Genomic DNA, 26,050 nt, shown 5'->3' with positions numbered 1-26,050 from the left:
CCGAAATCAGTCGGTTATAGATACGTTCGGAAGTGCTGCCCAATGTTCGAGTTGCGGCCGCGCTCGTCGTTCCCTCTCGCTGGACGTGTCATCGCATGAAGCTCGGCTGTTTGTCGATCCGAACCCGCTTGCTCATCACGGCGAGCCTTCTCGTCGTCGCCGTGGCGGATGCATCCGCGGGTGATCCCGTCGCTGCCGAAGCTCTGTTCCAGCAAGGCAAACAGCTCGTGGCCGAACGCAAGTACGCCGAGGCATGTCCGAAGTACGACGCGAGCTACAAGCTCGACCCGACGCTCGGCACTTTGCTCAACCTCGCCGATTGTTACGAGAAGGCGGGACGTATTGCGACGTCGTGGTCGACGTGGGGCGCGGCCATGGAGCAGGCGCAACGGGACAAGGACCCGCGCCTCGACTACGCCAAAGAACGCCGCGAAGCGCTCTTTCCTCGGCTGCCCAAGGTCGTCGTTCGTGTCTACAACGCCGTGCCCGGCATCGATGTCTTATGGGACGGCGCCAAGCTTGCGCCGGGTGCGTTTGGGTCGGAAATGCCCACCGATCCGCTCGATCACAAGCTCGTCGTGCGTCGAGACGACGGTGTGGTGCTTTTCGAAAAGACGGTGCGCGTCACGGATGACGGCAAGAAAACCGAGATCCCGCTCGACATGGTTGCGCTCAATCGCGCGCATCCGAGGCGTTCGGCCGATGATGATTCGTCGTCTGCGTGGGGTCCCCAGCGAAAAGCGGGGCTCGTCGTTGGAGGTATCGGTTTGGCGGCGCTTCTGACGGCCGGGGGACTCGAGCTCGGTGCGCTTTTGAAGCGCGACGAAGCCAATGAAGCGAACGCGTGTGTCGACGGCTTCTGCACGCCCAAGGGCATGGAGTCCATTCAAGCGGCGCGAACGTATGCCGAAGCAGGCCAGTGGATTGGGCTCGGCGGGATCATTGCTTTTTCCGTGGGGGCCACGTTGTTTTTTGCCGCGCCCTCGACGTCTCCGGCATCGCCCGGAGCCTCGAAGCAGACCGCGAACGGTCGTCGTGTCATCGATCGGCATCGAATCCTGTCTCCCTCGGCCGTATGGGTGAGTCCCTGGGCGGGGCCGACGGGGGGCGGTTTCGTGTTTGGGGGCAAGTTGTGAAACGACCTTACGCGCATCGCGTCGTGGCATTGTTCGTCGCCGGATTGTTTGCCGTCGGATGCGCAACCATGCTCGAGCTCGATGGTTACGACCATGCCATCACGCTCATTTGCCAATGCCCGGGTTTCGAATCACTGCAGGATTGCGCTGGTAGCGCCAACAAGCGGTTGTCATTTGCAAACGACACCGAGCGGGAAGCGTGGCTCAGGGTATTTCAGGACAAACAGTGCGGCGTGAGCTGCGACCGTGCGGACGAGTGTTACGGCGACGTACCAGCTTGTCGCGAAAAACGTACGGGATGCGAATGTTGCTCTTGGAATGACGACAAACTCACCTGCACGACGGGCACGTGTGAATCGTGTCGCACGTGCTCTGAAGTCGCGCGTGATAGCGGTAGTGGCAACGTGTGCGTGACGGGCAACGCGCTTCTTGGCGAATTGAGGCGCTGTGCGTGCGAAGCTTGCCCGGACGAATGCACCAAGGTTTGTCAAGGCACGGGCCACTTGTCGAACAACGGATCCGATGCGTGCAGCAAGTGTCTCGGCGGTGCGTGTCAGCCGGCGCTGGCTGCGTGTTTGGCCGATGCACCTTGAAGGGAGGCGAAGGTAGCGATGTCTTGGCTGTTTTCCGCTCCTTCGCTTGCTTCGAAAAGGCCGCTTGCTTTTGGTCTGGCTGCTGCATTTTCGCTGCTTGCAGCCAGTTGTCTCGGTGTGCTCGGCGTCGATGAGTACACGGGCGTTTCCGACGAGATCTGTGCACTTCACGACCGTTGTTACGGATCCGAAGCGTTCGTCGGTTGTCGTCGTCACGTCGACGGCCAGCTTGGCACCGCGGACTCCGATGCTCGCGACGCATTCATCGAGCGCTTCGCAGATTGTCTCGACGATTGCCAGAACCTGAGCGCTTGTCTCGACCAACCGCTCTTTTGTCACGCGCTTCGTGAAGACTGCGGTACGAGCGCGCAATGTTGTGGTTTTGCGGCGGGAGTTGCCACGTGCATGGGTCAATCCTGCTGCCTCGTGAAGGATGCGCCTTGTGACCGCGACGCTGATTGTTGTGCCGGTTCTTGCAATGGCAACAAGTGCGTCGGGGGTGGGAACCCGACTTGTGCGCAGATCGGCGAAGGGTGTCTTGCAAGTGCAGATTGTTGCAGCGGAATCTGCGTCGGTGGCGTTTGCTCGATGGCTTGTGGCCTTCGCGGGTCGGCATGCACGAACGACGTCGATTGTTGCTCGGGCAAATGCAGCAATGGCGTGTGCCGCAAATTCGGCTGCGTAGCGTCGGGCGAGTTGTGTTTGTCGGACCTCGATTGCTGCCAGGATGCTTGTGATACGAGCCGCGGGATTTGCGGCAGCCTCGGATGTTTCCCCGACGGCATTGCTTGTTCCGCGGACGGTCAGTGCTGTTCGGGCGAGTGCAACCCGGCCGATCAACGTTGCGCGGACCTTTCGTGCAAGAAGTACGGCGATTCGTGCGGCGCCGACAGCGAGTGTTGCGGCCTTTATTGCGACGGATCCGCTTGCCAATGCGCTCCGACCGGCACCGCGTGCACGACCGCGGAGGCGTACAAGTGCTGCAGTGGTTTCTGCAGCAATGACGTATGCACGGATTGCTCTCCGGCATCAGCGGCATGCAACGACGACGCCGAGTGTTGTTCGGGGACGTGTAATGCGGGGTTGTGCTGCGATGGTGGTTGTTCGCACAGCATTTGCAGTCCGGGTGCTGCTTTAAGCGTCAAGGATTGTTCGCCGCAGAACGTCGGCGCCGCGCAGGTTTCGTGCATCGACGACATTTGCGCTCAGGATCCGGGCTGCTGCTGCAACACGTGGGATCAGAGCTGCGTGGACAAGGTTGCCACGGTTTGCAAGCTGGTTTGTCCCTAAAATCAGATGACTTGGTTTCAGTTCTCCCCGTTCAGATCGCTGACTCGGTTCCCATCCGTACGGTGCACGAGTCTTGTCTTTTCCGCGTCCTTCCCAGGTGCTACGCCGTGGCCGCCATGAACGAGTCGGTTCGTTTCGCATGACAAACTCAGGCTGGACCATGCGCCTCGGCGAGGCGTGCATGCTCGCGCTCTCCGTCGCTGCACTCGCGGCCGTCCCGACGGCACTGCGCACGCACGTCTCCGGTGGCGGGCTACTCGACGGATTGCTCGTAGGTACCGCTGCCCTGCTCCCGTTCGTCTCGCTCCTCGTCGTGCTCTTGCGAGCTGCGGGGCGCGGGCTTCGAGGCGTCATGGGCGCGCGTGCGGGAGCCGTTGCAACGCTCAGCATCGCGCTGCTCGTGGGGCTCGCGCTGCCTGCGCTCAGCGTCGTTGCGGCGCTGCTCAAAGCGCTGACGCATCATCGTGGACTCGGCGGCGCGACGTTTGGTGTCGTGGGCCTAGGCGTCGTGATTGCCTGCGCGCTCGTTGCGCGACGCATGGTGGACCTCGGTCAAAACCTCGTTTCCCGCGGGGTTCGTCCGGTTCTGGTGGCCGCAGGCGGTGCGATCGTGTCCGTCTTGCCGCTCGTGCTCTTGGCGATCTCTTTGGCGCGCGCATCGAAAGATCGGGGCGCAGGTTCGGTTGGAGCAGCCCTCGTCGATCTCGCCATCGTGCTCGTGGCTACAGCCCTTGCCGCGTCGATCGAGCTTCGTGCGCAGCACAGCAAGTTCGCCTCGTTGCTCGGAGTTCCGTTTGCCGCGGTGCTCATGATCACCGCGTCGGCGCGTCTTGCTTCTTCGCCAGAGCTTGGCCGATCCGTGCAAACGGGTGGAGGGCTCGCCGCGACGTTGCTTTCGGCGCTCGAAAAGTGGACCGATCGCGATGGCGATGGTGTTGGTGCGCATTTCGGTGGTGACGATTGCGACGAAGGCGATCCGCGTCGACATCCCGGGGCCGAGGACGTTCCTGGCGATGGAATCGATCAGGATTGCGATGGCACCGATGCTCGTGCGAATGCGGCACTACCCGGACAAACCGTGCCTGCCGCGGCTTCCGCAGCACCGGCAGCGTCGGCTGCATCGGCGACGCCTCGACCGGCCGCCGCGCCGAAAACGGCTTCTTCGTCGTCGGTGCCGGACATCGTGCTGATTACGCTCGACACCGTGCGAGCGGATCGTACGAGCGTGTACGGGTACGAGCACAAGACGACCCCGCACCTCGAGCAGCTCGCGGCGCGCGGCGTCGTTTTCGAGCACGCGTACGGGCCTGGGAGCGATACGCAGCGTGCGCTCATGCCGCTCGTATCGGGCAAACCGCTGTCGCAAACGGTGAAGGAACGTCGTGAATGGCCGGCGATTCCAGCGGACATCGATACGGTGGCCGAACGAATGAAGCGAGCTGGGTACGCGACGGGCGCGGTCGCTTCTTTTACGTGGATCAGCGACGAGAAGGGTTTTTCTCAGGGGTTCGATCGATTCGAGATGGTGTTTCGGGAAGAACACCCCGAGCGCAGCGTCACGGGGGCATTGGCGACACGTTCGGCGTTATCGATCCTCGACGAATTCGGCCCCAAGGACGCTCCCATTTTTCTTTGGGTCCACCTCTTCGACGCGCACGAAAAGTACCAAGAGCACGCTGGGCCGCGTTTTGGTCGTGGGGCGTCGGGATTGTACGACGGCGAAATAGCGTTCGTGGACAAACAGATCGGCCAAATTGCGGCCTTCGTGGCGAAGTGGAATCGTCCGCGACCATTGGCATGGGTCGTTCACGGCTCCCATGGCGAAGGATTCGGCGAACACGGGACGAAGGGGCACGGCACCGAGCTTTACGAAGAGATGCTTCGGGTGCCGCTCGTCGTCGTATTGCCCGACGGAAAGCCTGGTCGGTATGATGCTGCGGCCGTGACGACGCTCGATGTTGCACCCACGGTGCTTGCCATTGCAGGTGCGCCAGCCGATGGCGTCGTGGGCGTCTCGCTCGTATCCCATGCTCGCCTCGATCCGGCGGCACCGAAACGTGCCCCGGTCGCTGCATACGGGCCCAAACGAGCGGCCTTGATCGATTGGCCTTACAAGCTCATCGTTCAGGAGCGCAAGAAGCAAAATCGCAACTTTCTTTTCGACCTTGCAGCCGATCCGCGGGAAGCCAAGGATGTATCTGCCGAGCACGTGGACGTCGTCACGCGCCTCGAGAAGCTTCTGTCCGACATTGGAACGACGCCATAGAAAGGCCGTCCAAGCGCCATGCCAAATTCCCCTGCGCCCAATGAATCTTCGAAGCGATGGTCCTCCCGCCAGCTTCAGATCGCTGCGGGTCTCGGCGTCGTTGCGGGTGTCGTCGTGGGCGCCTCCGTGGGCGCCTCGGTCGTGCTTCATTACACCCAGAGGCAGGGGCTTCCGCTTCAGCTTGCGCTCGGAGCCATCAAAGGTGCGTTGCCTCGACCGCTCGCGCACGAATGGCGACTCGTGAAAGGCAAGCATTGGCAGATCGTTACGAAATCATCCGCGGAGCCCATGAGCACGACCGACATGCTCGAAGGAAACCGCGGCCTATGCCCATCCGGCATGATTGAAGTCAAAGGCAACATGAAGGTCGATCCTTCGCCCACGGCGGCATACGACGGCAAGTCTGTCGAAGAGATGCAGAAGACGACGTGCACGAAATGGATCAACCGGGACTATCCCGAGCGTTGTGCCGTTTTCGATCGCGACAAGTGGCTTGCGATTTCCAAGGAATTGACCACGAAGCCCATGCATTTCTGTATGGATCGTTTTGAATATCCGAACGAACGCGGCGCATTTCCAGTCATTTTGGTGAATTTCAACGAAGCCAGCGACATGTGCACTGCCCAAGGCAAACGACTTTGCGATGAAAGTGAATGGACGTTTGCTTGTGAAGGTGACGAGGCGCAACCGTATCCTTACGGTTATGTTCGCGACCCCGAAGCTTGCGTCATCGACAACAAATGGCGCCCCTACAATGAAACCGCCATGCAACCTCGCGATTCGCTCCGCGCCATGAACGAGCTCGACAGGTTGTGGCAGGGCGTCGCGAGTGGCTCGCGGCCTCGATGCAAGAGCCCCTTTGGCGTGTACGACATGACGGGCAACGTCGATGAATGGACGCGCGGCGTGCGCACGTGGGAAAGACCGTCGATATTGAAGGGCGGATATTGGGGACCGGTACGAACGCGATGTCGCCCATCGACGCGATCGCACGACGAAAACCACACGTTTTATCAGCAGGGGTTCCGCTGCTGCGCCGACATGGGCACGACGCTCATCGAAAAGCGTTTTTCCGCGGATGGAGCGGCGGCGCCATTGCCGAGGGAAGCGCAATGAAGGTACAGATTCTTGGACCGCGCGTATGGCCGTGACGCAATCACCTCCTCCGCCTCCCGATGGGCATGCCGAGGCGAGTGCCACACCGCCCATTTCGCCGGTTCAATCGAGAATCAAATGGATGGAGCTTGCAACGCGCCTCTTGCTCTTTGCAAGCATCGTGATTTTTGCATGGACGGCGGTCTCCGCGCTCGCACGCCCAGCCGCCAGGCGGCTCATGCAGCCCATTTCGTTCCGTTCGCCCAACGCGGACGATGAGCAGCCCCAGGCGCCGATCGACTTTTTCCAAGGTGACGACGAATTCGAATCGGAACCTCGACCAAGAGAGCCATTTCGGGGCCGCCACGGAGTCATCGAGGACGATACCGAAGACGATGACAATCGCGATGGTGGCGGAAAAATCGAGCTTCGAGCCGCCTCTGCACGAATGGATGCTAAATTGTATGGTCAGCCATCGGAGCGGTCGGTTGAAATGGGCGAGGTTCGTGCCGGTGAAACCATTTTCGTCATGAAGGAGTCTGGCGGCTGGGTGCTCGTGCTCCGTGGGGAAGGCGCAATGATGGGGTGGATGCGTCGAGACAACGTCGACAGTCGCTAATGGGGGGACCATTGAAAACGGGATTTCGTGGCAAGGTATTGACGGCATGTGCGGACGCAGCCGGCCTTCGGTACCTCGAAGATGGCCTGGTCGTTCTGGACGACCAAGGCCGAATTGCCGAAGTCGACGCGTATTCGCTCGATCTTGCGCGTGACGTGACCGTGCGCGACGTGCGCCCGTGGCTCATCTCGCCAGGGTTTGTCGACGCGCATTTGCACTTCCCACAAATCCGCGTCATTGGCAGCGCATCGGGCCCCCTCTTGCCATGGCTCGAACGTACGGTTTTTCCCGAAGAAGCCCGGTTTGTCGATGTAAAACATGCTCGTACGGTTGCCGAAGAGCTCGTGCAGCGATTGGCATCGGCTGGCACGACGACGGCGGTGTTATATTCCAGCTCGAGTCCCCAAGCGACGAGGGTGCTTTTTGAAATGCTCTCCCAAAGCGGCATTCGCGCCATTGCGGGTCTCACGCTCATGGATCAAAACTGCCCCGACGCGCTACGCGTGCCTGCCGATCGAGCGCTCGAGGCTGCCGCGGAGCTCGTCCAGGCATTTCATGGTTACGATCATGGACGCCTTGCATTTGCCATGACGCCTCGATTTGCACCAACATGTTCTCGTGCCCTTTTGGAAGGTGCAGCGCAGCTTGCTCACGATAAAAAATTATATGTGCAGACGCACATTTCCGAGAATGCCGACGAAGTGGATGCGGCGCTCGAAGTTCATCCCTGGGCAAACGATTATCTCGACGTATACGAAAAAACGGGCCTCCTTGGTTCGCGTTCTCTTCTGGCGCATGCCATTCATTTGTCGAGCTCGGAATGGGATAGGATTCGCGACCACGACGCGCGCGTGGTGCATTGCCCCGATTCGAACTTTTTCCTTGGCAGTGGTCGGCATCGATTGAGCGAGCCGCAGCGGCGGGGGATTCGAGTTGCCGTGGGGACCGACGTTGCGGCGGGACGAACGTTCGACGTGCGGCGCATTTTGTCGTCGGCGTATGACAATGCGCTTTGTTTGGGCGATCGAGTTGCACCAGCGGACCTATTCCGGCTGGGAACGCTGGGTGGTGCCGAAGCGCTCGGGATGGAAAAGGCCATTGGGAGCCTCGAGCCGGGCAAGGATGCGGACATTTGTTTGATTGAGCTACCGGATTACGTGAACGGCGAGGCGAACGTGCTTTCGCGTGTCGTCTTCGGCAGCGATACGGCCCTCGTGCGCGAAACGTACGTGCGCGGGAAACAATTGGTTTGAAAGCGCCCTTTCGGGGGGTATGGGGGGCAGAGCAGTCGGCTCGTCTTTTGGGTCGTAGACCCAAAAGACTTATAGAGCCGCCTGCGAGCCCCCCATCGTAAACTGGCCTCGCGCAGCGCGCGTCCCACGCGCGCGAAGCGAGCGTGCAAATCAAGACCCGGATTCGGTACGTCTACGAAAGCTGCGCCCACTGCGCTGCCACTCGAATGAGCCGCGCATTGTCGGGATCGTTTTCGAGAAAGCATTGACGCCAGCGTTCATCGCTGATTCGTGCGGCCTTGGCGCGTAGCCCGCGTCGCGCCATGTTGATCCACCGCTTGCCTTCTTGCGCGTGCCCAATGCCTCGGAGCGCGAGCGCGTGCACCACGCGAATGAGCGATTCGCCTTCTTCTACGCCTTCGAGCTCCTGCAAAATGCCCATGGCCGCCGTTGCCAGATCGAGCGCTGCAGCGGGTTGTCCCTGCGTGAGCAAAATGTCGGCTTGGACCGCCAGGGCAAACCCGCGCAGGCCCGGTACGTTTTCAGCCAAATGAGCCGCTTGTTTTGCGGATGCGAGCGCCACTTCGACTTGGTTTTGCGTGGCGAGCATTCGCGCGAGGTACGTCATGGCATACGCTTCCGCGCGCACGTTTCCTTGCACGCGTGAATGTTCGAGCGCCACCGTGAGCGACTGAATGCCTTCGTCGATGCGTCCGAGGTTCGCGAGCGAAATGCCCAGGTTTGCCCGAGCTACGCCGGAAATGAAGGCAAGCTGCATCGGTTCGGCAATACCGATGCTCTCTTCGAGCGCGCTGGCGGCAAGCTCGTGAGCGCCGAGCTGAAGGAATCCATTGCCCAAATTTGCGCGCTGCAGGCACGCATTACGCAAATCACTGGCCGACGTAAAAAGCTCCACGGCTGAATGAATGTGTTGCACATATGCCGTGAGATCACCAGAATGCAGGGCGATTTCCGCTGATGCGACGTCGATCCATGCGCGTACGAAGGGCGCTGTGTCTGCCGTATTTTCCGAAGAATGGACCGCTTCACGCATCAGCCTGTGGGCAATTTCCACGAGTCCCGTGCGCATGGCGAAAACCGCCAGCCGGCAGCCCGATACGAGATGCGCTTGGTTCGTGATTCCTCCCGTGTTTTTCGCCAGCGTTTCGAGTTCTTTCGCGGCGGCAAAGAGCACCGGCTTTCGACCCAAGTGCCCGGCGGCAATCACGAGGTGCCCGAACGCTGCATGCCATCCCGTGCTGCCCGGCGAAAGCCTCTTTTTCGCCTTTTCGGCTGCATCGTAAGCCTGCACGAATTCACCGAGCCAGTACTTGGCAATGGCCTGCACGAGCCACATGCGCGCCTGCACTTCGTGCGAAATGTCCGGAGCCGAAAACGCGCGCTCGGCAGAATCTGCCGCATAACGAAGCGCATTGACGGACAATGCATGTTCGGCTTGCTCGATCCAGTCCACTTCCCGGACCGAGTTGGACATGGGTTCGTCGCGCCATTCCATTTCGGGCTGAAGCATCGGCGTGAACGAAATGGGCCCTTCACCGTCGTGCGATGCCGACGCTGGTCGAATCCTGCGCGTCTCGTCCTTTTTCTGTTCTTCGCTGATGAGCCTCTTCGGATCGAGCTCGGTCTTCGACGGTGGAGCGACTGCGGCGTTGAGCCCCACGAGCGTCGTCGAACGCGGTTTGTCGCGAAGCGCGATGATGGGCACTCGAGCGGCATCACGAATACCAATGAGCTCGTCCTGGAACGCTTGCATGTGCGGAAAACGTTCGTCCGGGTTTTTGCTGAGCGCTCGATGAATGGCCGCCGAAAACGGCGCTGCGTGCGGCGCTTTCGCTTCGAGCGGCGCGGGCACCTTGGTCAATATCATGTGCAAAACGGCACCCGCATTGTCACTATCGAAAGGCCGCTCGCCCGTGAGCATTTCGTAAAGCATGACGCCCATCGCCCACACGTCGGCCCGAGCATCCACCGGTTTGCCGTCCACTTGTTCGGGCGACATGTATTGGAGCGTTCCCATCAGCGTGCCGAAATGCGAAAGCACGTTCGTCCCGATGTCGTGATGGACCTTGGCGATACCGAAGTCGATGATTTTGGGAATGAATTCGCCCGTCGACGTGCGCGAAAAAACCACGTTCTCCGGCTTCAGGTCGCGATGCACGATGTCGCACGCGTGCGCTGCGGCAAGCCCCCCCATGACGGGAACGGCAATCGATATGGCTTCGGCCAAATCCAGCGACCGTCGGGCATCGAGGTGTTGGCGAAGGGTTTTTCCCAGGAGTAGCTCTTGCGCAATGTAAAACGCAGTGTCACGGTGTTTGCCCACCTCGAACACGATCACCACGTTGGGATGGTGAATCCGTGCCGCCGCTTGCGCCTCGCGCCGGAACCGAGTCACCATGTTCGCATCGAACGCAAGGTGCGGGTGCATCAACTTGAGCGCCACTTGCCGCTCGACGAACATGTCCCGAGCCTCGAACACCGTGCCCATGGCACCGAAAGCGATGACGCGCTGCAAGGTGAACTTGCCACCTACGACGGTACCGGGCGCAAAGTGCGTTCCGCCTGGATTGCTTTCGGGTCCTCCTCGATGTTCGCCCATCCGCGGGCCCCTTTCACGGCGAGAAGAGCGAAACGTTACGACCGAACGCCAAGATGGGTCAAGTTTTTCATCACGCGCTCGACGTCGCCTTCTTGTTTGCCTTCACGATGTCCCATAGGGCCGCAATGATTTCCGGCATCCCGTCGCCCGTCGCCGCGCTGATGAGGTGCAGCGGGATCTTGGCCCGGCCAAACCGTTTTTTGAGCGCCGGGTACGCTTCACGCACGTCCGGAAGGTCCGCTTTCGACAGCGCGACGATTTCCGGACGCGCAGCGAGCTCTTCACTGTACTTCTTGATTTCCTTGCGAATGGCTCGGTAATCCTTCAATGGATCACGTCCTTCACCGTGATCGAGCGTCACGAGGTGCAGAAGAACTCCCGTACGTTCGAGGTGACGCAAGAACTGAATCCCCAAGCCTACGCCTTCGCTCGCGCCCGGAACGAGCCCCGGGATGTCCGCCACGACAAACGACGCCCCGCCAGCTCGCCGCCCGCCGCCGACTTCCACGACACCCAGATGCGGCGTCAGCGTCGTGAAGGGGTAGTCGGCAATTTTCGGCCGAGCGTGGGACACGGCCGAGACAAACGTGCTCTTGCCGGCGTTCGGAAAACCCACGAGACCCACGTCGGCCAATACTTTGAGCTCCAAACGAAGTTCGCGCTCTTCGCCGGGTTCGCCTTTTTCGGCGCGGCGTGGCGCTCGTTCTTCGGGCGTCGCAAAGTGCATGTTTCCACGTCCGCCGCGACCTCCTTTCACCACCACCACGCGTTGACCGTGCTCGGTCACGTCCGCGATGAGCTCGCCTGTTTCCGCGTCGTAGATCTGCGTTCCGAGTGGCACGCGTTCCACGCGATCGGCTCCGCCGCGCCCGTACTTTTCTTTGCCTTGCCCGTGTTCGCCGCGTTCCGCCTCGACCTTTCGGGCGTAGACGAAGTCGAGCAGCGTGCTCATGCCCGAGTCTCCTTCGAGCACCACGTCGCCGCCGCGACCTCCGTCGCCGCCCGAAGGGCCGCCGAAAGGAACATACTTTTCGCGGCGAAATGCGACGGATCCGTTACCGCCGCTGCCCGCCACGACCTTGACTCGACATTCGTCCACGAACCGCATCGCACGCGGCTTGTACCACGCTTCTCGGCAAAGCAAAGCCCGCGCGCGAATTTGATGACTTGGGTGCGATTCGACCTCGGGGGGGTATGGGGGGGCCCGAGCCTCGCCGTGCTTTTGCGCAGCAAAAGCACCGGGAGGCGAGCCTCGGGCCCCCCCATCGTAAACAAAACTCTCGCGAAGCGGGCGTCCCCCCCCGGTGGCCTGGCTTCAAGCCCCCCCAGGCCCCCCCCGTAAACACCTCGCGAAGCGGGCGTCCCACGCCCGCGAAGCGAGCGTGCCAAGTCCTGGCCTGGTTTCAAATCCAACTCCAGATGTGATACGCATCTCCTACGGAGGATGTGACCTTGACGGCGCGGATTCTCATCGTCGACGACAATCAGAACCTGGCAAAAAACCTGCGTGACGTGCTCGAAGGGGCGAGCGAGCTCGGGGCCGAAGTGGCGCTTGCGCCGACGGGTCGGCAAGCGCGCGAGCACGCTGATCGCGAAGGCTTCGACGTGGCGGTCGTCGATGTAAAGCTTCCCGACGAAAGCGGCGTGGATCTGATCCGACCTTTGCGCGAATCGTGCCCGCATGGAGAAATCGTCTTGCTCACGGGCAATGCGACGGTCGACATTGCGATTGCGGCGCTGAGGGCCGGTGCGTTCGCGTTCGTTTTGAAATCGTTTCGTCCTGCCGAGCTCATTTCGACGGTCGCGCAAGCGCTCGAAAAAGTGGCGCTCAAACGAGAGCGCGAAGAGCTCGAAAGGCGTTATCGTGCCATCGTCGACGCGGCCGACGTGCTCATCGTGGGCCTCGATGCGCGTGGTCGAGTGACTTTGTGGAATCCTCGCATTGCGGCCGTGACGGGCATATCGACGGAGGAAGCGGTGAGCAGCAATCTCGCTGAAAACACGCTCGAGGAAGATGGCCGGCGCAGGTTCGCTCAAGCTTTCATGAGCGTGCGGGACGAAGGAACCCCACGAGATGTCGAAGTGGGATTGCGCGACGCGATGGGTGCCATTCGTATCGTGCGCTGGCATTTGAGTGCCGTGAAGGGTTCAGGAAATCGAGTGGACCTCGTGTATGGCATTGGTATCGACGTCACCGAACGCCGGGCGCTCGAACGCCGGGCACAATTGGCCGAGGCGCTGAATGCAATGGCGCCGCTTGCGTTGGGTCTTGCGCACGAGATTCGGAATCCTTTGAATGCCGCGGTGCTCGAATTGCATTTGCTCGGCCGCGGTATCGACAGGCTATCGGAGAGCGCGGCGCGAGACCCCCTCAGGGCTCGCGTGCGTATCGTGGAGAGCGAAATCAAGCGGCTCGAGCGCCTCTTGACCGACTTTCTCGAGCTTGCGCGTCCGCGCGCTCCGCAGCGCGAGCCGGTCGATTTGTCACGCGTCGTGGAGGACGTACTCGAGCTCGAAGCCGAAGCGATTGCGTCGCATCACATCAAATTGGTCCGCGAATTCGATCCCACCGTCATGGCGCTGGGTGATGTGGAAAAACTCAAGCAAGTCGTGCTGAACCTCGTCGTCAATGCGCTCGACGTGATGCCGGATGGAGGCGAATTGCGCGCATTTTCGGGAGGTGACGAGCGCGAGGTATGGCTTGGCATTGCGGATACGGGGCCTGGTGTGGATCCGCATATTTTGGCAGAGATCTTCGATCCATTTTTCACGACGAAACCGGCTGGTACGGGCTTGGGTCTCGCCATCGTACGAAAGCTCGTGGAACAACACGCAGGTCGCGTCGTCGTCGACACGAAAAAAGGTGAGGGGACGGCGGTGCGCGTGCATTTACCGCGGCTGCATGGGGCGACGTGAGGCTTGGCAGGCCACCAGAGCGACTTTCGAGTCAACCTGCAAACAAAGTGACCGCGCGGTGCACATGCGCGTAGAAATTGGCGTGAGAAAGTGAACATATTTGTACGTGGCCGTGGACCGGCGTCAGGAAAAGCGAAAGGCGGGAGCAGAGGCGCGTGGAAAATTGCGTGAGAAAGTGAACGAATTTCCGGGCGGGCGTGGACGGCGAATTACGAAAAGTGAATCGTGGGAGTACGGGAGGGTGGAACTGCGTGCGAGAAGGTGGATGGGCGAGGGCTAGAGCGTTCACTCGGAGCCGGTCGACACGCCCAGCACTTCGTCGAGCGTGTTTGCGGTAAGCACGCGCAGCACCATGGCGTCGAGGTCCTTTGCGGTCGCTGCGTCGATCCTTGCGAGCGCCTCTTGCGCCAGCTCGCCGAAACGGGCACCGAGCAGTTGCTTCAGGGCGTTGCGTCTACCCTTCAGCTCACCCCGCTGCTCGACCCTGCCTGGCCACCGTCCGGGTGCGGATTTCGGGCCTGTTGTTCGAGGGTTCGGCACGCCATGCGTATCTCCGCTTACCCGCCCCTCCAGTGACCGTCGCGAAGACAAGGTCCCGTGCGGCTGTTCCTCACCGCCATGAGCACTTGCGCCATTCTGGGCCGCTCGTCGAAGAACTTGCTCGGCGTCCGGCCAAACCGCAATGCAAACAAGACGAGGCGTCCTTCCGGCGTGATCGGACGCTTTTCAATCGCTTCGGCGCCGACTATGCCGATGTCGTCCAGCAAAAATCCGAAATCGACCATGTACTGAGCGAGCAAATCCTTGTCTTCCGGCGCGACGTCGAACAAATCCCGAAATCGGAGCGATCCCTTCCAGCCTCGTTCGCTGTGATGAAGCACCACCGGGATGATAACGGGCAGCCGAGTTGCTCCTTTGTTCGCTGGATCCTCGAGAAACGATCGCCAAATGCGCACTTCATATTCGAGCAGTTGCAGCGGCGTCCAGGGATCATACTGAGACTTGTGCTCCCAAAGAATGTAGACCAGCGTTTCTTTGCCGCCAATCTTCACGGCATACAAAACGTCGGCGTATCTTCCGGTGAGTTTTGCATCGACGAACTTGAGCGACAGCGGCCTGAGCGTATCCCATTGGACGCGCGCTGAAAGCTCGAGCCCGAAAATGCACCGCAATTCCGCGGCCGCATGCTCGGGCTTGGAAAAGGTCCGGTAAAACAGCGCATCGTGCGGCGACGTCGCTTCGCCCGGTTCGAGCGCTGGCTGTGGTTTGTCGGGATCGTCGTCGCTGGCGTTCGTCATGACGGGCGGGTTTTACTCGAACGAACGAGCTCGTGCAAGGGCGTCGGGGGATTTGTGCTTTGGGAGCCTGCACGTACCCGGTTGCCGTGTGATGGTGTCGCGTTCGCCGGTGTGAACCAAAAAATCGTCCACGGGGATGTCCCACGTGGCTATCTGAGCCACCCTTTACGTTGCGCCTGGTCGATGAGTGCGCGCAGCGTCGCCGCATCAGGGATACGTGCTTGGCCGCGCGCCGGTTGAAGTTTGCCCTCGGGAGTTCGCCAAATAAAGCGATACCCCACTTCGCTGCTACCGTCGTCATAGTGATACGTGCAGCGATGAAAACAAAGTGACCAGTCTCCTTCATCGCCGGTCTGGACCTCATCATGCACTTCCACCCATGCCATGATACGCTCCTGTTTGCAGAAGTCACTGACGTGGCGCAGAGCAGCCGGCACGCTGGGTGCCCCTGCCCAAATCACCCCTCACCCATTCCCCGCTTCATTCTTTTTCTTCGCTACGCGTCGCGAACCCAATGCCGGCACGCGTTCTTCCCAATCGGTGGGGTGAAAATAATGCGCAATGGCTTGCAGCTTGTGGTGCCCATCCACGAGCAACGTGGCAAAGCGATTGCGCAGATCCACGGCAGCGCTCGGGCCGGCCGACGGCACGCTTGGCGCATTGCCAGGGCGCAGATTCGCCACGAGCCACGAACCCACGGTGGCCGCTTGATCGATCATGTCCGTGGTAATCGGGTGCTTTCCCGCAATGGTGGCATCATGATTGCGATACAATGCAGCCAGCGCGACGCAGTCCTCCGCACGATCGCGCGTTCCGCTACCTGCTGCAATGGCCGCGACCTCGGCTTGCGGAAGCAGACCATTTTCTGCCAAAGCTTTGGCCGCGGACAAAAGCTTGGCGCGCAATGCCCGAGCTTCGGACAATTTAGCTGCCATCTGCGATTCGGCCGGCACCTGTTGCTCGGCACGAAGCGCCGCGTACTTGGTGGCCAAGGCAATTTCCGGAAGAGCCTTCAACGTCGACAAATCGACCTTGGGAAAGTGCTCCGGGATTTCAGCCGCATGTTCCACGAACACATGCATGGCCGTGTCGATGTTCACGATGGCCAGGTCCGGATCGAGGCGCACCGTCAACACGTTTGCAGCGGGTAGGGCCTGGGCCGCAGGCAAATGCGCATTGTAACAAGCTTCGATGTCGACCGGATTGCTCATGGCGTCGTGTCTCCTGAAAATGGATGTTAGGCAGCGAGCGACTTTACAAGCAAGACGCTTTTCGAGTCAACCTGCAAACAAAGTGACCGCGCGGTGCACACGTGCGTGGAAATTGGCGTGAGAAAGTGAATGTACGTGGCCGTGGACCGGCGTGACGAAGATTGAATCGCGGGAGTACGGGAGGGTGGAACTGCGCACGGGAAGGTAAGCGGATTTCCGCATCTTCGTGGGACCATCGAGGCTCGCTCCATCGCGAACCGACCGCCGTCAGGCTCCCACTCGTCCGCATCTGGCTAGCGACGACGCACGGGCCGCACCTCGCATACGCTGGCATCCATGCTGGGGCGTGTGGCATACTGCATCCATGACCATCGAGCAACTTGTAGCTGCGATCCGCTCCTTGCCGGTCCCGGAGCGGCTTCGCGTCATTGAGCTCGCCACACACGACGTAGCGGCCGATGTCTCCGGGACGTTGCCGGAGGCGGCTGAGGTTGCCCCTGCCGCTGGCGTCACCCTCGTCGAGCGGCACGGTGTGCTCATCGCACACGGCCAGTCCGGCGTTGTCCTATCCAAGGAAGCGTTCGACCATCGATTGGATCGCGAAGCGCGCGCGGAACATCTCGTGGGTGGTTCATGAAGGTCGCTTTCGACTCGTTCACGATGCCTTTTTGGCGCTTTCCGTCTTCTTCGGTGGGAGGCGCACGACAGGCCGCCCGCTCTTTGCCTGCCGGTCTTTTGCTGCCTCGATGATCTGGTCCAGGTCGTAGCCAGCTTCTTTCGCGATGGCGTCTCGCACCGCGTGGACTTCTTCGACGATGGGATCTTTTCGCGACATGGCGTCTACTCTTGCATGAATTCGACCGGCGTACAAATGACGGGCGCCTCGAACCCTGTTGCCCTGCAGATCATTTCTACTTTGCCTCGCATTGCCGGATTCGCGATGTGCTTGCAATTCCACGTCAGCAGGTAGTCGATGCCGTGTGCCGCCGCAACCGCGACATGCAACGCATCCACGTACGCCTTCGCCGGCATGCCGCCAAGCCGCAGGATCTCGGCTGCGAGCAGCCTTGCCTCCGAAACTACGTCGAGCAGAGCGATGCCCTCGAGCGCGGCCAATCGGCGCTGCGATGCCTCGAGGTCGCCTGCGCCAGCCTCATCCAGAACAAACTGAGAGATGTAGAGATCGAATGCCGATCGCGCGTCCCACCAGTCTCGCGTTACCTGCTGATGCGCCGCGCGCACGAGGTCATGACTCGGCCTGGAGGTGAGATAGCTGATTATCGTCGTTTCAACATACAAAGTGGGCTTCATCTGGTCTGATCCGCTTCCGCGCAAAACCCAGCACCATGCACGTGCGCACGCTACTCGAAGCGCTCAACCAGCGCAAGCCGCAAGACGAGCACCCCTCACCCATTCCCCGCTTCATTCTTTTTCTTCGCCACGCGTCGCGAACCCAATGCCGGCACGCGTTCTTCCCAATCGGTGGGGTGAAAATAATGCGCAATGGCATTGCACATGCATGGCCGTGTCGATGTTGACGATCGCCAGGTCCGGATCGAGGCGTACCGTTAGAACGCTTGTCGTGGGCAGGGCTTGGGCCGCGGGCAAATGCGCATTGTAACAAGCTTCGATGTCGACCGGATTGCTCATGGCGTCGCGTCTCCTGAAAATGGATGTTAGGCTGCGAGCGACTTTACAAGCAAGACGCTTTTCGAGTAAACCTGCAAACAAAGTGACCGCGCGGTGCACACGTGCGTTGAAATTGGCGTGAGAAAGTGAACAAATTTGTACGTGGCCGTGGACCGGCGTGACGAAGAGTGAACGGCGAGAGCAGAGGCGCGTGGAAATTGGCGTGAGAAAGTGAACAGAATTGTACGTGGCCGTGGACCGGCGCGACGAAGAGTGAATGGTGGGAGTACGGGAGGGTGGAACTGCGTGCGCGAAGGTGGATGGGCGAGGGCTAGAGCGTTCACTCGGAGCCGGTCGACGTGCCCAGCACTTCGTCGAGCGAGTCTGCGGTAAGCACGCGCAGCACCATGGCGTCGAGGTCCTTTGCGGTCGCTGCGTCGATCCTTGCGAGCGCCTCTTGCGGCAGCGCGCCGAAGCGGGCGCCGAGCTGTTGCTTCAGGGTGTTGCGTTTACCCTTCAGCTCCCCCGTCAGCTCCCTCCTCAGCTCCCCCATGAGCTCCCCCATGAGTTCACCCTGCTTGATCCCTTGCTGCTCGAGCCATCGTTCCGGGTGCAGGATGTATTCGACAGCCTGTTGTTCGAGGGTTCGTTGCATCGCCATGCGTATCTCCGCTTCAGGCACCTTGCCGACCGTCTTCAAATACCAGATGACCGTCGCGAAGACAAGGTCTCCGTGCGGCTGTTTCCACACCGCCACGAGCACTTGCGCCATCCTGGGCAGTTCGTCGAAGAACTTGCTCGGCGTCCGGCCAAACCGCAACGCAAACAAGACGAGGCGTCCTTCCGGCGTGATCGGACGCAAATCAATCGCTTCGGCGCCGGCTTTGCTGATGTCGTCCAGCAAAAATCCGAAATCGACCATGTACGGAGCGAGCAAATCCGCATCGTCCGGCGCGACATCGAACAAATCCCGAAATCGGAGCGATCCCCTCCAGCCTCGTTCGCTGTGGTGAAGCACCACCGGAAGGATGACTGGCAACCGAGTTGCCCCTTTGTTCGCTGGATCCTCGAGAAACGAACGCCAAATGCGCACTTCGTATTCGAGTAGTTGCAGGGGCGTCCAGGGATCGAAGTGCGACTTGTGCTCCCAAAGAATGTAGACCAGCGCTTCTTTGCCGCCAATCTTGACGGCATACAAAACGTCGGCGTACCTTCCGGTGAGTTTTGCATCGACGAACTTGAGCGACAGCGGTCTGAGCGTATTCCATTCGACGCGCGCCGAGAGCTCGAGGCCGAAAATGCACCGCAATTCGGCTGCCGCATGCTCGGGCTTGGAAAAGGTGCGGTAAAACAGCGCATCGTGCGGCGACGTCGCATCGCCCGGTTCGAGCGCTGGCTGTGGTTTGTCGGGAGCTTCGTCGCTGGCGTTCGTCATGACGAGCGGGTTTTACATGAACGAACGAGCTCGTCAACATTCGAATCAACGCCGCACTTCGGTCGCCGTGCAAATGGGCGCTTCCGGCTTGTCCTCGGCCCCCATTTCGCAACGCAACTTCAAAATGGGCGGCCCACCCCAATATCCTCCACCCTCCCAAACGGCTTTCTTGCCATCGGGTTTGTCGAAACAGACTCGCCAAGCATCATAACGGTCGCCCATGACGATGAATGCTGAAAAATAGCTTGTGCTGGGAAAGGAAAACCGCCCCTCGGCATCGGTACGCGTCTCCGCCGAACCCGCCGGACAATCCGCCTCGGTGCGATCGGCATTGACGGCGCGGCGGACGAGAACCCCGGACGCCGGAGCGCCGTCGACGAGAAGCACGCCCTGCATGGCTGGAGCTTCACGTTGGTCGTGCGGAAAAGGAACGCAAGCTGCGCCGAAGCACGCGAGGATGGGCAGAACGAGCCGAAACCGATGCATGAGGCTCATGTATGAACAGAGGTCGTAAGGGATTCTGCGCTTTTTGGCAAGCTTATGCATCACCTCGGCGCCACGAGGTCCACGACGGCATTGCCGAGCTGCACGAGGTGCCGCAGCGCCAGGAAATGCCGCCGCACACGCTCGTGCGCACGGCGGCCGAGCTCGCCGGCAAACGCTGGGTCTTTGAGGATCCGGCATACCGCATTTCCAAACGCTCGGTCATCGGTGGGATCGGGCACGAGCAGGCCGCTCACGCCATCTTCGATTTGATCCCTGATGCCGCCGACGGCGCTCGCGACGACCGGACGCGACTTCCACATGGCCTCGGTCACCGTGAGCCCGAATCCTTCGTGCAGGCTTTTTTGCACGACGACGGTTGCGTGGCGCTGGAGCGCATTGACGATGGCAGCGTTTTCTTCGACGTCGGCCGTGGGCAACATGGCGAGGTGAATGTGCGCGCGGACGGCCTGGGGCTGCTCGCAGAATGCACGCATGACTTCGGCGAAAACGACGGGACCTTCCGGATCGTCGGCAATGGCGTGTACGTTGGGACCTGCCAGGACGAGGTCGGCGTCGAGCTCGGGGTGGTCCTGCACGAGCGCCGCAAAACCGCGGAGGACGCCGACCATGTCTTTCAAGGGATCCCAGCGCGAGACCTGGACGACGAGCGGCGTTTCCCAACACGACGCACGCCCGAGTTGGACGACGTCTGCACGGCGCTCGACACGGCTCGGCGTATCGTCGCTGCGCATGAAACCCAAATGAGCCGACGGCGGCAGCGGACCTTCAATCAGGCCCACATGCACCAGGATGGACCGAATCGTGTGGTCGTCGAAATCGATGTTTTTGGTTGAAAAGATATCGATGCTCGGCTGGATGACGACTGCGCGGCCGTCACGATAGCGGTCCGGCACGTACGCAGCGCGCGAAAATATCATTTTTTTGACATTGTCCAAATAGGGATGGAGAAATTGCCACCCGTGCGTGACGTCGGCATTCTTTTCGTCGGCCCCAATGTGGCAGCGCCAGAGCACGTGCGCTCCCGCCGCGAGGAGCGGTGGGGCAAGCCCCGCCGTTTGCGGATCGTGGAGCAGGACCACATCGCCCGGCATGATTCGCCCGCGCAGCTCGATTGCATTGCGTGCGAGCGTCGCGGCGTAAACATCGTGCGCGGCATCATCCAGCCCGGAGCCGTCGCCGCCCGCGCCATGGAGCGCGTGATGCAAACGCTTCGTGATGCGGAAAAATTCGTCCGACCCCTCGATGACGAGCCACCGAACGTCGGCACCCGTGCTTCTCGCATAACCTATGAGCGATTGCAGCATTTCGGCGACGCCGCCACCGACGGCCGTCGAGCTGACGTTCCAAATGACGCGGCCTCCAAGCCGCTGCGCAAGCAAAGCGGCCGCCTGATGCACCTCGTCGACCGGCGCTCGTCCGACGATGGGAACGAATCGGTCGAGCGAACGCGTCGCGACTTGAATGTCCTTGACCAAGCTCATTTTCGAGACGAGCTCAGCGGACCCCCTGTCGCGCTCGGACCAAGTCAGCGAGCGACGCACCGCCTCGAAGCCGCTCGGCCAGCGATTCCTCGCCTTCGTGAACGCGCACGGTGAGCACGGGGCAGGGGGCGTTGCGAATGACGCCTTCAGCGACGCTTCCGACAATCATGTACAGCCGCCCGATGCGTCCAGACGTGCCCATCACGATGAGGTCGAAGTCGCCTTCTCCGGCTGCTTCGACGATCGTTTTCAATGGATCGCCATGTTTGGTGGTGCGCCTCAAGCGATCGCCCAGTCGGTTCGTGGCCCGGGCGATGGCTTCATCCATGTGCTGCTCGGCTTCGCGTAGCGCTTCTGGAGCAAGCGGCACGGAGGAGCCCACTTTGAAGTCGTCATGGTCGTGCACGTGCAGCACGTCGACTTTGGCGCTGCACAGTTCCGCGAGCGAGCTTGCGTATTCGAGCGCCGCGATCGAGCCGCCGGAGTGGTCCATTGGAACGAGAATCGTGCGAATGAGTGCCATGCGGTGCTCCGACGCGAGGCGGAGCAATGCGCGTGCCCCTTCGGTGATCGCGGACGGCCGTGCAGCGCACCGTCGTGCAGACTGATTTGTCTTCGCGCTGCGTGAGGATGGTATCTTTTTTTCTCTTGTGTCCTCGACATCCTTTTATGTTAGGTTCGCGCGCATGTCCACTACACACTTCAATTTCTCCCGCGCTCGCCGCGGTTTGGCAGCTCCGAAGCGGCGCCTTCGCGCCCGCGCGGTCGCCACGCTCGCGACGCTTGGAGCTACGTTCATCGCCGTTGCCGCGCACGCAGCGCCGTGCCCGCTCGGCTCGTATTGCTACTACGCTCCGCCGCTGCTTCCGCAACCGATCGTATCGCCGCAGGGGTTCGCTGGGGATTTTGTTCTCGCGTCGCCATCGGGCACGGTGACGGGTACGTACGCCGTCAACGGGGGCGCGCCCGTACCGTTCAGCGTCACGAGCGGCACGCCCGTCATCGTTGCGCTCGGCATGAACGAAGGCATCACGAGCGGCTTCAACTTGGTCGACCAACGCGGCATCGAGGTCGTCGCGAGCTCGCCGGATCTGATCGTGGATCAGCGACTCGTTGCGGATTTCTGGCAATCGTCGTCGACCGTGAAGAGCAACGTCGTGGGCCTCGGCACGCGCTTTCGAGCGGGCGGTTATGCGTTGAATACCGACGTCGGCGCGGGCGATGGCACCAACTACGACTTCCTTTCGTTCTTTGCCCCGACCGGTGCGACCATCACCATCGAGGCTCCGCCTGGCGCGATGGCGCCTTACTGGCAAGACGGCATCGCGGGCCTCACGCATGCGGTCACCCTGCAGGCCGGCGATACCTACATGGTTCGCACCGTGGCGGGCCTCGATATCGATGGCGCGCTCGTCACGTCGGACAACCCCGTTTCGGTTGCAGCGGGCGGACGTGGTTGGTCTCCCGCGGGCTGCGGCGACGACGGCATGGACCACCTCGTCCCCACGAACTTGCTCGGCACGCAATTCGTCGTCGACGACTACCCCTCCACGGCGGGCGAACGCGTCCGCGTCGTCACCGACTCCAATGCCACCGACATCTTCGTCGATGGCACGCTCGTCGGCACCATCAATGCGGGCGAGCACTTCGATATTCCGGTCACGGGCGTCACGTTCATCGAGACGTCGCAGCCGGCGTACGTTTTCCAGAATGCGGGGCTGCTCATCTGTGAAAACGACCTCGCGCTCATTCCGCCGGTCGTGTTTGCACAAACGGGCCCGATCAATGTCGCATTCGACGTGCTTGGGAGCGGCGCCGTCAACGTCGTGATTCCGACGGCTTCCCTTTCGACCCTCACGCTCGACGGCGCGCCAATCATGAATCCCGCGATCGTCGCCGTTCCGCTTCATCCCGAATGGTCGCGCGTGCGCTTCGATGTGATGGGTGGGACGCACAATGTGTCCGCAGACAGCGACTTCCAGCTTGGTCTGGTGTCTGGCAACGGGGGAGCGGGTCTTTTCGCTTATTACAATCCCTATCGTTTGCCCGGTTGCGGTGACGGTGTCGTTGGCATGGGCGAGGGGTGCGACGACGGGAACGTCAATGACGCTGATGGTTGCAGCGCCGCGTGTCAGGTCGAGGCGACCTACCAATGTACGGGGCAGCCGAGCGTCTGTGTGGTCATCGACAGCGATAACGACGGCGTCATCGACGGCGACGACAACTGCGTCAATGTGCCGAACCCGGATCAAGCTGACGCGGACATGGATGGCATTGGCGACGCGTGCGAAGCCGATACCGATATGGACGGGGTGATCGACGACATCGACAATTGCGTCAATACGCCGAACATGGACCAGGCCGACATGGACATGGACGGCATTGGCGATGCGTGCGAAGCCGATACCGATATGGACGGGGTGATCGACGACATCGACAACTGCATCAATGTGCCGAACCCGGATCAGGCGGACACGGACATGGACGGCGTCGGCAACGCGTGCGAGCCCGATACCGACATGGACGGGGTGATTGACGACATCGACAATTGCGTCAATACGCCGAACATGGACCAGGCCGACATGGACATGGACGGCATTGGCGACGCGTGCGATATCCCGGACGCGGACAACGATGGCATTGCGGACGATGTCGACAACTGTCCCATGACGCCGAACATGGATCAGGCGGACACGGACATGGATGGCATTGGCGATGCGTGCGAAGCCGATACCGACATGGATGGCATCATCGACGACGTCGACAATTGCGTCAACGAGCCGAACATGGACCAGGCCGATATGGACATGGATGGCGTTGGTGACGCGTGCGAAGGCGATGTCGATTCAGACGGCATCGTCGACGACGTGGACAATTGCATCAATGTGCCGAACATGGATCAGGCGGACACGGACATGGATGGCATTGGCGATGCGTGCGAAGCCGATACCGACATGGACGGCGTCGTCGATGACGACGACAACTGCGTCAATGTGCCGAACATGGATCAGGCGGACACGGACATGGATGGCATTGGCGATGCGTGCGAAGCCGATACCGACATGGACGGCGTCGTCGATGACGACGACAACTGCGTCAATGTGCCGAACATGGACCAGGCCGACGCTGACATGGATGGCATTGGCGACGCGTGCGAAGCCGATGCCGATTCGGACGGCGTCCCCGACGACGACGACAATTGCATCAATGAGCCGAACGCGGATCAGGCCGACGCGGACATGGATGGCATTGGCGATGCGTGCGACACGCCGGATGCGGATGGCGACGGCATTGCGGACGATGTCGACAACTGCCTGATGACGCCCAACGCGGATCAGGCGGACGCGGACATGGACGGCATTGGCGACGCGTGCGACACGCCGGACGAGGACAACGACGGCATTGCGGACTTCATGGACAATTGCCCCAGCACGCCCAATCCGGATCAGCTCGACGCCGACATAGATGGCGTGGGTGATGTGTGCGACGCAGACGGTATCATCATCGAAGGTGGTAGCTGCGCTTGTCGCCAAGCCGCTTCGACGACGGGTGACGTCGGTGGTGGTGCAATGGCCGCATTCGGCGCATTCCTGCTCGGCCTGTTCAGGCGCCGTCGCAAGGCGTGAGCGTTCGAAGATGACCGACGTTCCGACGTCTTCCCTCTGAAAAATCCCCTCCCAGATTCTACCGATGCGGGCATTGCCTGCGCGGTGCTATTCCTAGCCCATGGCGGGCGCAGCTCATCCCAAAATCCAAGTCGTCCTTGATCAGGACTATGCGACCGCTCTCGAAATGCTCGTCGCGAACGCAAATACCTCGATCGACGCGCTGTCGTTTTCTTTCGCGATCGGCAGTGCCGCGGGCAGACCGAGCCGTGAAAGCTCGAGCCATGCGATAGCCAAACAGTTTGCCGAACTGAAGGCGACGAACCCGAGCGTACGGATGCGATTCTTTTTCGAGGGCCTTCGCGAAACGGCCGATCGCAACCGCATGACCGGAGAATTCTTGGAGAACGCGGGTATCGAAGTTCGTTTTGGCTCGACACATGCAAAAGGTTTTTGCTTCGACGAGCGCTACGTTTTCTTCGGATCGACCAATCTCACGAACCAATCTCTCCTCAAAAATCGCGAGGCCAATCTATTGATCGATGATCGAGACGTGGCAAAAGGCTTCATGCGCTATTTCGATCACCAATGGAACGGCGGCGAACATGGCGGAATCCAATTGCCAAAGCCGTGGCTTGCCGACGGAGCGTTCGAGCTGGTGCTCATCGACCTTTGCGATCGCGCCCAGCGGTCGTTGGACTTCTCCATTTATTTTTTCAATCATCGAGACATCGAAAGGGCCATCGTGCGCGCACACGGGCGCGGCGTGAGGGTGCGGGGCCTCGTTCATCAGCACAAGAGCTTTGCTTATCCATATGTCGCGCGGAGCCGTGCAACCGTCGAGCGAATGCGACGAGCGGGCCTGCATGATCTGCACTTCGGCATACCGACGATTTTTTCACATTCGAAATACATCGTCGCCGACGAAAAAGAGATCATGCTCGGAACGGGCAACTGGCTATTGGAAGATGTAAACACGCACCCGCAGCTCTACATCCACATCGAAGATGCAAGCGTGAGCAAGGCGCTTCTCGAGCATCTGGCGTCGCAGATTCAAAAAGCAATGGGTGCCGAGATGTGACGTGGAAGCAAGCTCATATGCGCTGGGGCGCGTGCG

The 26,050-nt window shown here is 60.8% G+C and carries 24 protein-coding genes; 11 read left to right on the top strand and 13 right to left on the bottom strand.

Annotated features, from left to right (window positions below; genetic code table 11):
* The first annotated feature begins 32 nt into the window (after positions 1 to 32).
* From IPM54_42290 to guaD, 7 genes are all read left to right on the top strand, one after another.
* The gene (locus tag IPM54_42290) at positions 33 to 1,136 is read left to right on the top strand and encodes a hypothetical protein (protein MBK9266405.1); all 1,104 of its coding nucleotides are present in this window, start codon (positions 33 to 35) and stop codon (positions 1,134 to 1,136) included.
* Positions 1,133 to 1,729, top strand: coding sequence for a hypothetical protein (locus IPM54_42285; protein MBK9266404.1), 597 nt, complete (start codon positions 1,133 to 1,135; stop codon positions 1,727 to 1,729). The genes IPM54_42290 and IPM54_42285 overlap by 4 nt, the downstream gene beginning before the upstream one ends.
* Positions 1,730 to 1,747: 18 nt before the next feature.
* Entirely contained in the window at positions 1,748 to 3,019 is a 1,272-nt protein-coding gene (locus IPM54_42280; GenBank protein MBK9266403.1) for a hypothetical protein, read from the top strand.
* Positions 3,020 to 3,158: 139 nt separating this feature from the next.
* Entirely contained in the window at positions 3,159 to 5,285 is a 2,127-nt protein-coding gene (locus tag IPM54_42275) for a sulfatase-like hydrolase/transferase (GenBank protein MBK9266402.1), read from the top strand.
* An 18-nt stretch (positions 5,286 to 5,303) separates the two neighbouring features.
* Positions 5,304 to 6,401 (top strand): SUMF1/EgtB/PvdO family nonheme iron enzyme, encoded by a 1,098-nt coding sequence (locus IPM54_42270; protein MBK9266401.1) that lies wholly within the window; start codon positions 5,304 to 5,306, stop codon positions 6,399 to 6,401.
* Between the two features lie 25 nt (positions 6,402 to 6,426).
* Positions 6,427 to 6,999 (top strand): hypothetical protein, encoded by a 573-nt coding sequence (locus tag IPM54_42265; GenBank protein MBK9266400.1) that lies wholly within the window; start codon positions 6,427 to 6,429, stop codon positions 6,997 to 6,999.
* Positions 6,999 to 8,252, top strand: coding sequence for a guanine deaminase (guaD, locus tag IPM54_42260; protein ID MBK9266399.1), 1,254 nt, complete (start codon positions 6,999 to 7,001; stop codon positions 8,250 to 8,252). The genes IPM54_42265 and guaD overlap by 1 nt, the downstream gene beginning before the upstream one ends.
* A gap of 172 nt (positions 8,253 to 8,424) precedes the next feature.
* Here the strand turns inward: guaD and IPM54_42255 are convergent, their stop codons facing one another.
* Positions 8,425 to 10,851, bottom strand: a complete 2,427-nt coding sequence (locus IPM54_42255) for a protein kinase (protein ID MBK9266398.1) — start codon at positions 10,849 to 10,851, stop codon at positions 8,425 to 8,427.
* Positions 10,852 to 10,921: 70 nt separating this feature from the next.
* A complete protein-coding gene (obgE, locus tag IPM54_42250) occupies positions 10,922 to 11,959 on the bottom strand; it encodes a GTPase ObgE (protein MBK9266397.1) in 1,038 nt (345 codons plus the stop codon).
* A gap of 344 nt (positions 11,960 to 12,303) precedes the next feature.
* Between obgE and IPM54_42245 the strand changes: the two genes are divergently transcribed.
* On the top strand, positions 12,304 to 13,767 hold the full coding sequence (locus tag IPM54_42245; protein ID MBK9266396.1) for a response regulator: 1,464 nt from the start codon (positions 12,304 to 12,306) through the stop codon (positions 13,765 to 13,767).
* Positions 13,768 to 14,052: 285 nt separating this feature from the next.
* Here the strand turns inward: IPM54_42245 and IPM54_42240 are convergent, their stop codons facing one another.
* From IPM54_42240 to IPM54_42225, 4 genes are all read right to left on the bottom strand, one after another.
* Positions 14,053 to 14,307 (bottom strand): hypothetical protein, encoded by a 255-nt coding sequence (locus tag IPM54_42240; protein ID MBK9266395.1) that lies wholly within the window; start codon positions 14,305 to 14,307, stop codon positions 14,053 to 14,055.
* A 17-nt stretch (positions 14,308 to 14,324) separates the two neighbouring features.
* Complete coding sequence (locus IPM54_42235; GenBank protein MBK9266394.1) at positions 14,325 to 15,065, bottom strand: Rpn family recombination-promoting nuclease/putative transposase; 741 nt, start codon at positions 15,063 to 15,065, stop codon at positions 14,325 to 14,327.
* A 149-nt stretch (positions 15,066 to 15,214) separates the two neighbouring features.
* Entirely contained in the window at positions 15,215 to 15,451 is a 237-nt protein-coding gene (locus IPM54_42230) for a hypothetical protein (GenBank protein ID MBK9266393.1), read from the bottom strand.
* A gap of 78 nt (positions 15,452 to 15,529) precedes the next feature.
* A complete protein-coding gene (locus tag IPM54_42225) occupies positions 15,530 to 16,276 on the bottom strand; it encodes a hypothetical protein (GenBank protein MBK9266392.1) in 747 nt (248 codons plus the stop codon).
* A gap of 364 nt (positions 16,277 to 16,640) precedes the next feature.
* Between IPM54_42225 and IPM54_42220 the strand changes: the two genes are divergently transcribed.
* Complete coding sequence (locus IPM54_42220; protein ID MBK9266391.1) at positions 16,641 to 16,913, top strand: hypothetical protein; 273 nt, start codon at positions 16,641 to 16,643, stop codon at positions 16,911 to 16,913.
* Positions 16,914 to 16,931: 18 nt separating this feature from the next.
* On the opposite strand, the gene IPM54_42215 is transcribed toward IPM54_42220, so the two are convergent.
* From IPM54_42215 to IPM54_42185, 7 genes are all read right to left on the bottom strand, one after another.
* Positions 16,932 to 17,111, bottom strand: a complete 180-nt coding sequence (locus IPM54_42215) for a hypothetical protein (protein ID MBK9266390.1) — start codon at positions 17,109 to 17,111, stop codon at positions 16,932 to 16,934.
* 5 nt (positions 17,112 to 17,116) lie between these two features.
* Complete coding sequence (locus IPM54_42210; protein MBK9266389.1) at positions 17,117 to 17,587, bottom strand: type II toxin-antitoxin system VapC family toxin; 471 nt, start codon at positions 17,585 to 17,587, stop codon at positions 17,117 to 17,119.
* Between the two features lie 111 nt (positions 17,588 to 17,698).
* On the bottom strand, positions 17,699 to 17,926 hold the full coding sequence (locus tag IPM54_42205) for a hypothetical protein (GenBank protein MBK9266388.1): 228 nt from the start codon (positions 17,924 to 17,926) through the stop codon (positions 17,699 to 17,701).
* Positions 17,927 to 18,245: 319 nt separating this feature from the next.
* Positions 18,246 to 19,340 (bottom strand): Rpn family recombination-promoting nuclease/putative transposase, encoded by a 1,095-nt coding sequence (locus IPM54_42200; protein MBK9266387.1) that lies wholly within the window; start codon positions 19,338 to 19,340, stop codon positions 18,246 to 18,248.
* Between the two features lie 45 nt (positions 19,341 to 19,385).
* Positions 19,386 to 19,826: a hypothetical protein gene (locus tag IPM54_42195; protein MBK9266386.1), complete on the bottom strand. Its 441-nt coding sequence runs from the start codon at positions 19,824 to 19,826 to the stop codon at positions 19,386 to 19,388.
* Positions 19,827 to 19,885: 59 nt separating this feature from the next.
* Positions 19,886 to 21,328, bottom strand: coding sequence for a glycosyltransferase (locus tag IPM54_42190; GenBank protein MBK9266385.1), 1,443 nt, complete (start codon positions 21,326 to 21,328; stop codon positions 19,886 to 19,888).
* Positions 21,329 to 21,341: 13 nt separating this feature from the next.
* A complete protein-coding gene (locus tag IPM54_42185; protein MBK9266384.1) occupies positions 21,342 to 21,851 on the bottom strand; it encodes a universal stress protein in 510 nt (169 codons plus the stop codon).
* 163 nt (positions 21,852 to 22,014) lie between these two features.
* Between IPM54_42185 and IPM54_42180 the strand changes: the two genes are divergently transcribed.
* Positions 22,015 to 24,954 (top strand): thrombospondin type 3 repeat-containing protein, encoded by a 2,940-nt coding sequence (locus IPM54_42180; protein ID MBK9266383.1) that lies wholly within the window; start codon positions 22,015 to 22,017, stop codon positions 24,952 to 24,954.
* A 100-nt stretch (positions 24,955 to 25,054) separates the two neighbouring features.
* On the top strand, positions 25,055 to 26,014 hold the full coding sequence (locus IPM54_42175; protein MBK9266382.1) for a hypothetical protein: 960 nt from the start codon (positions 25,055 to 25,057) through the stop codon (positions 26,012 to 26,014).
* Positions 26,015 to 26,050 lie beyond the last annotated feature (36 nt).

It is taken from the genome of Polyangiaceae bacterium (assembly GCA_016715885.1).
Taxonomy (GTDB): Bacteria; Myxococcota_A; Polyangia; order Polyangiales; family Polyangiaceae; genus Polyangium.
Note: the sequence above shows the minus strand (reverse complement) of the source record. Positions and strands in the feature narration are given on the sequence as shown.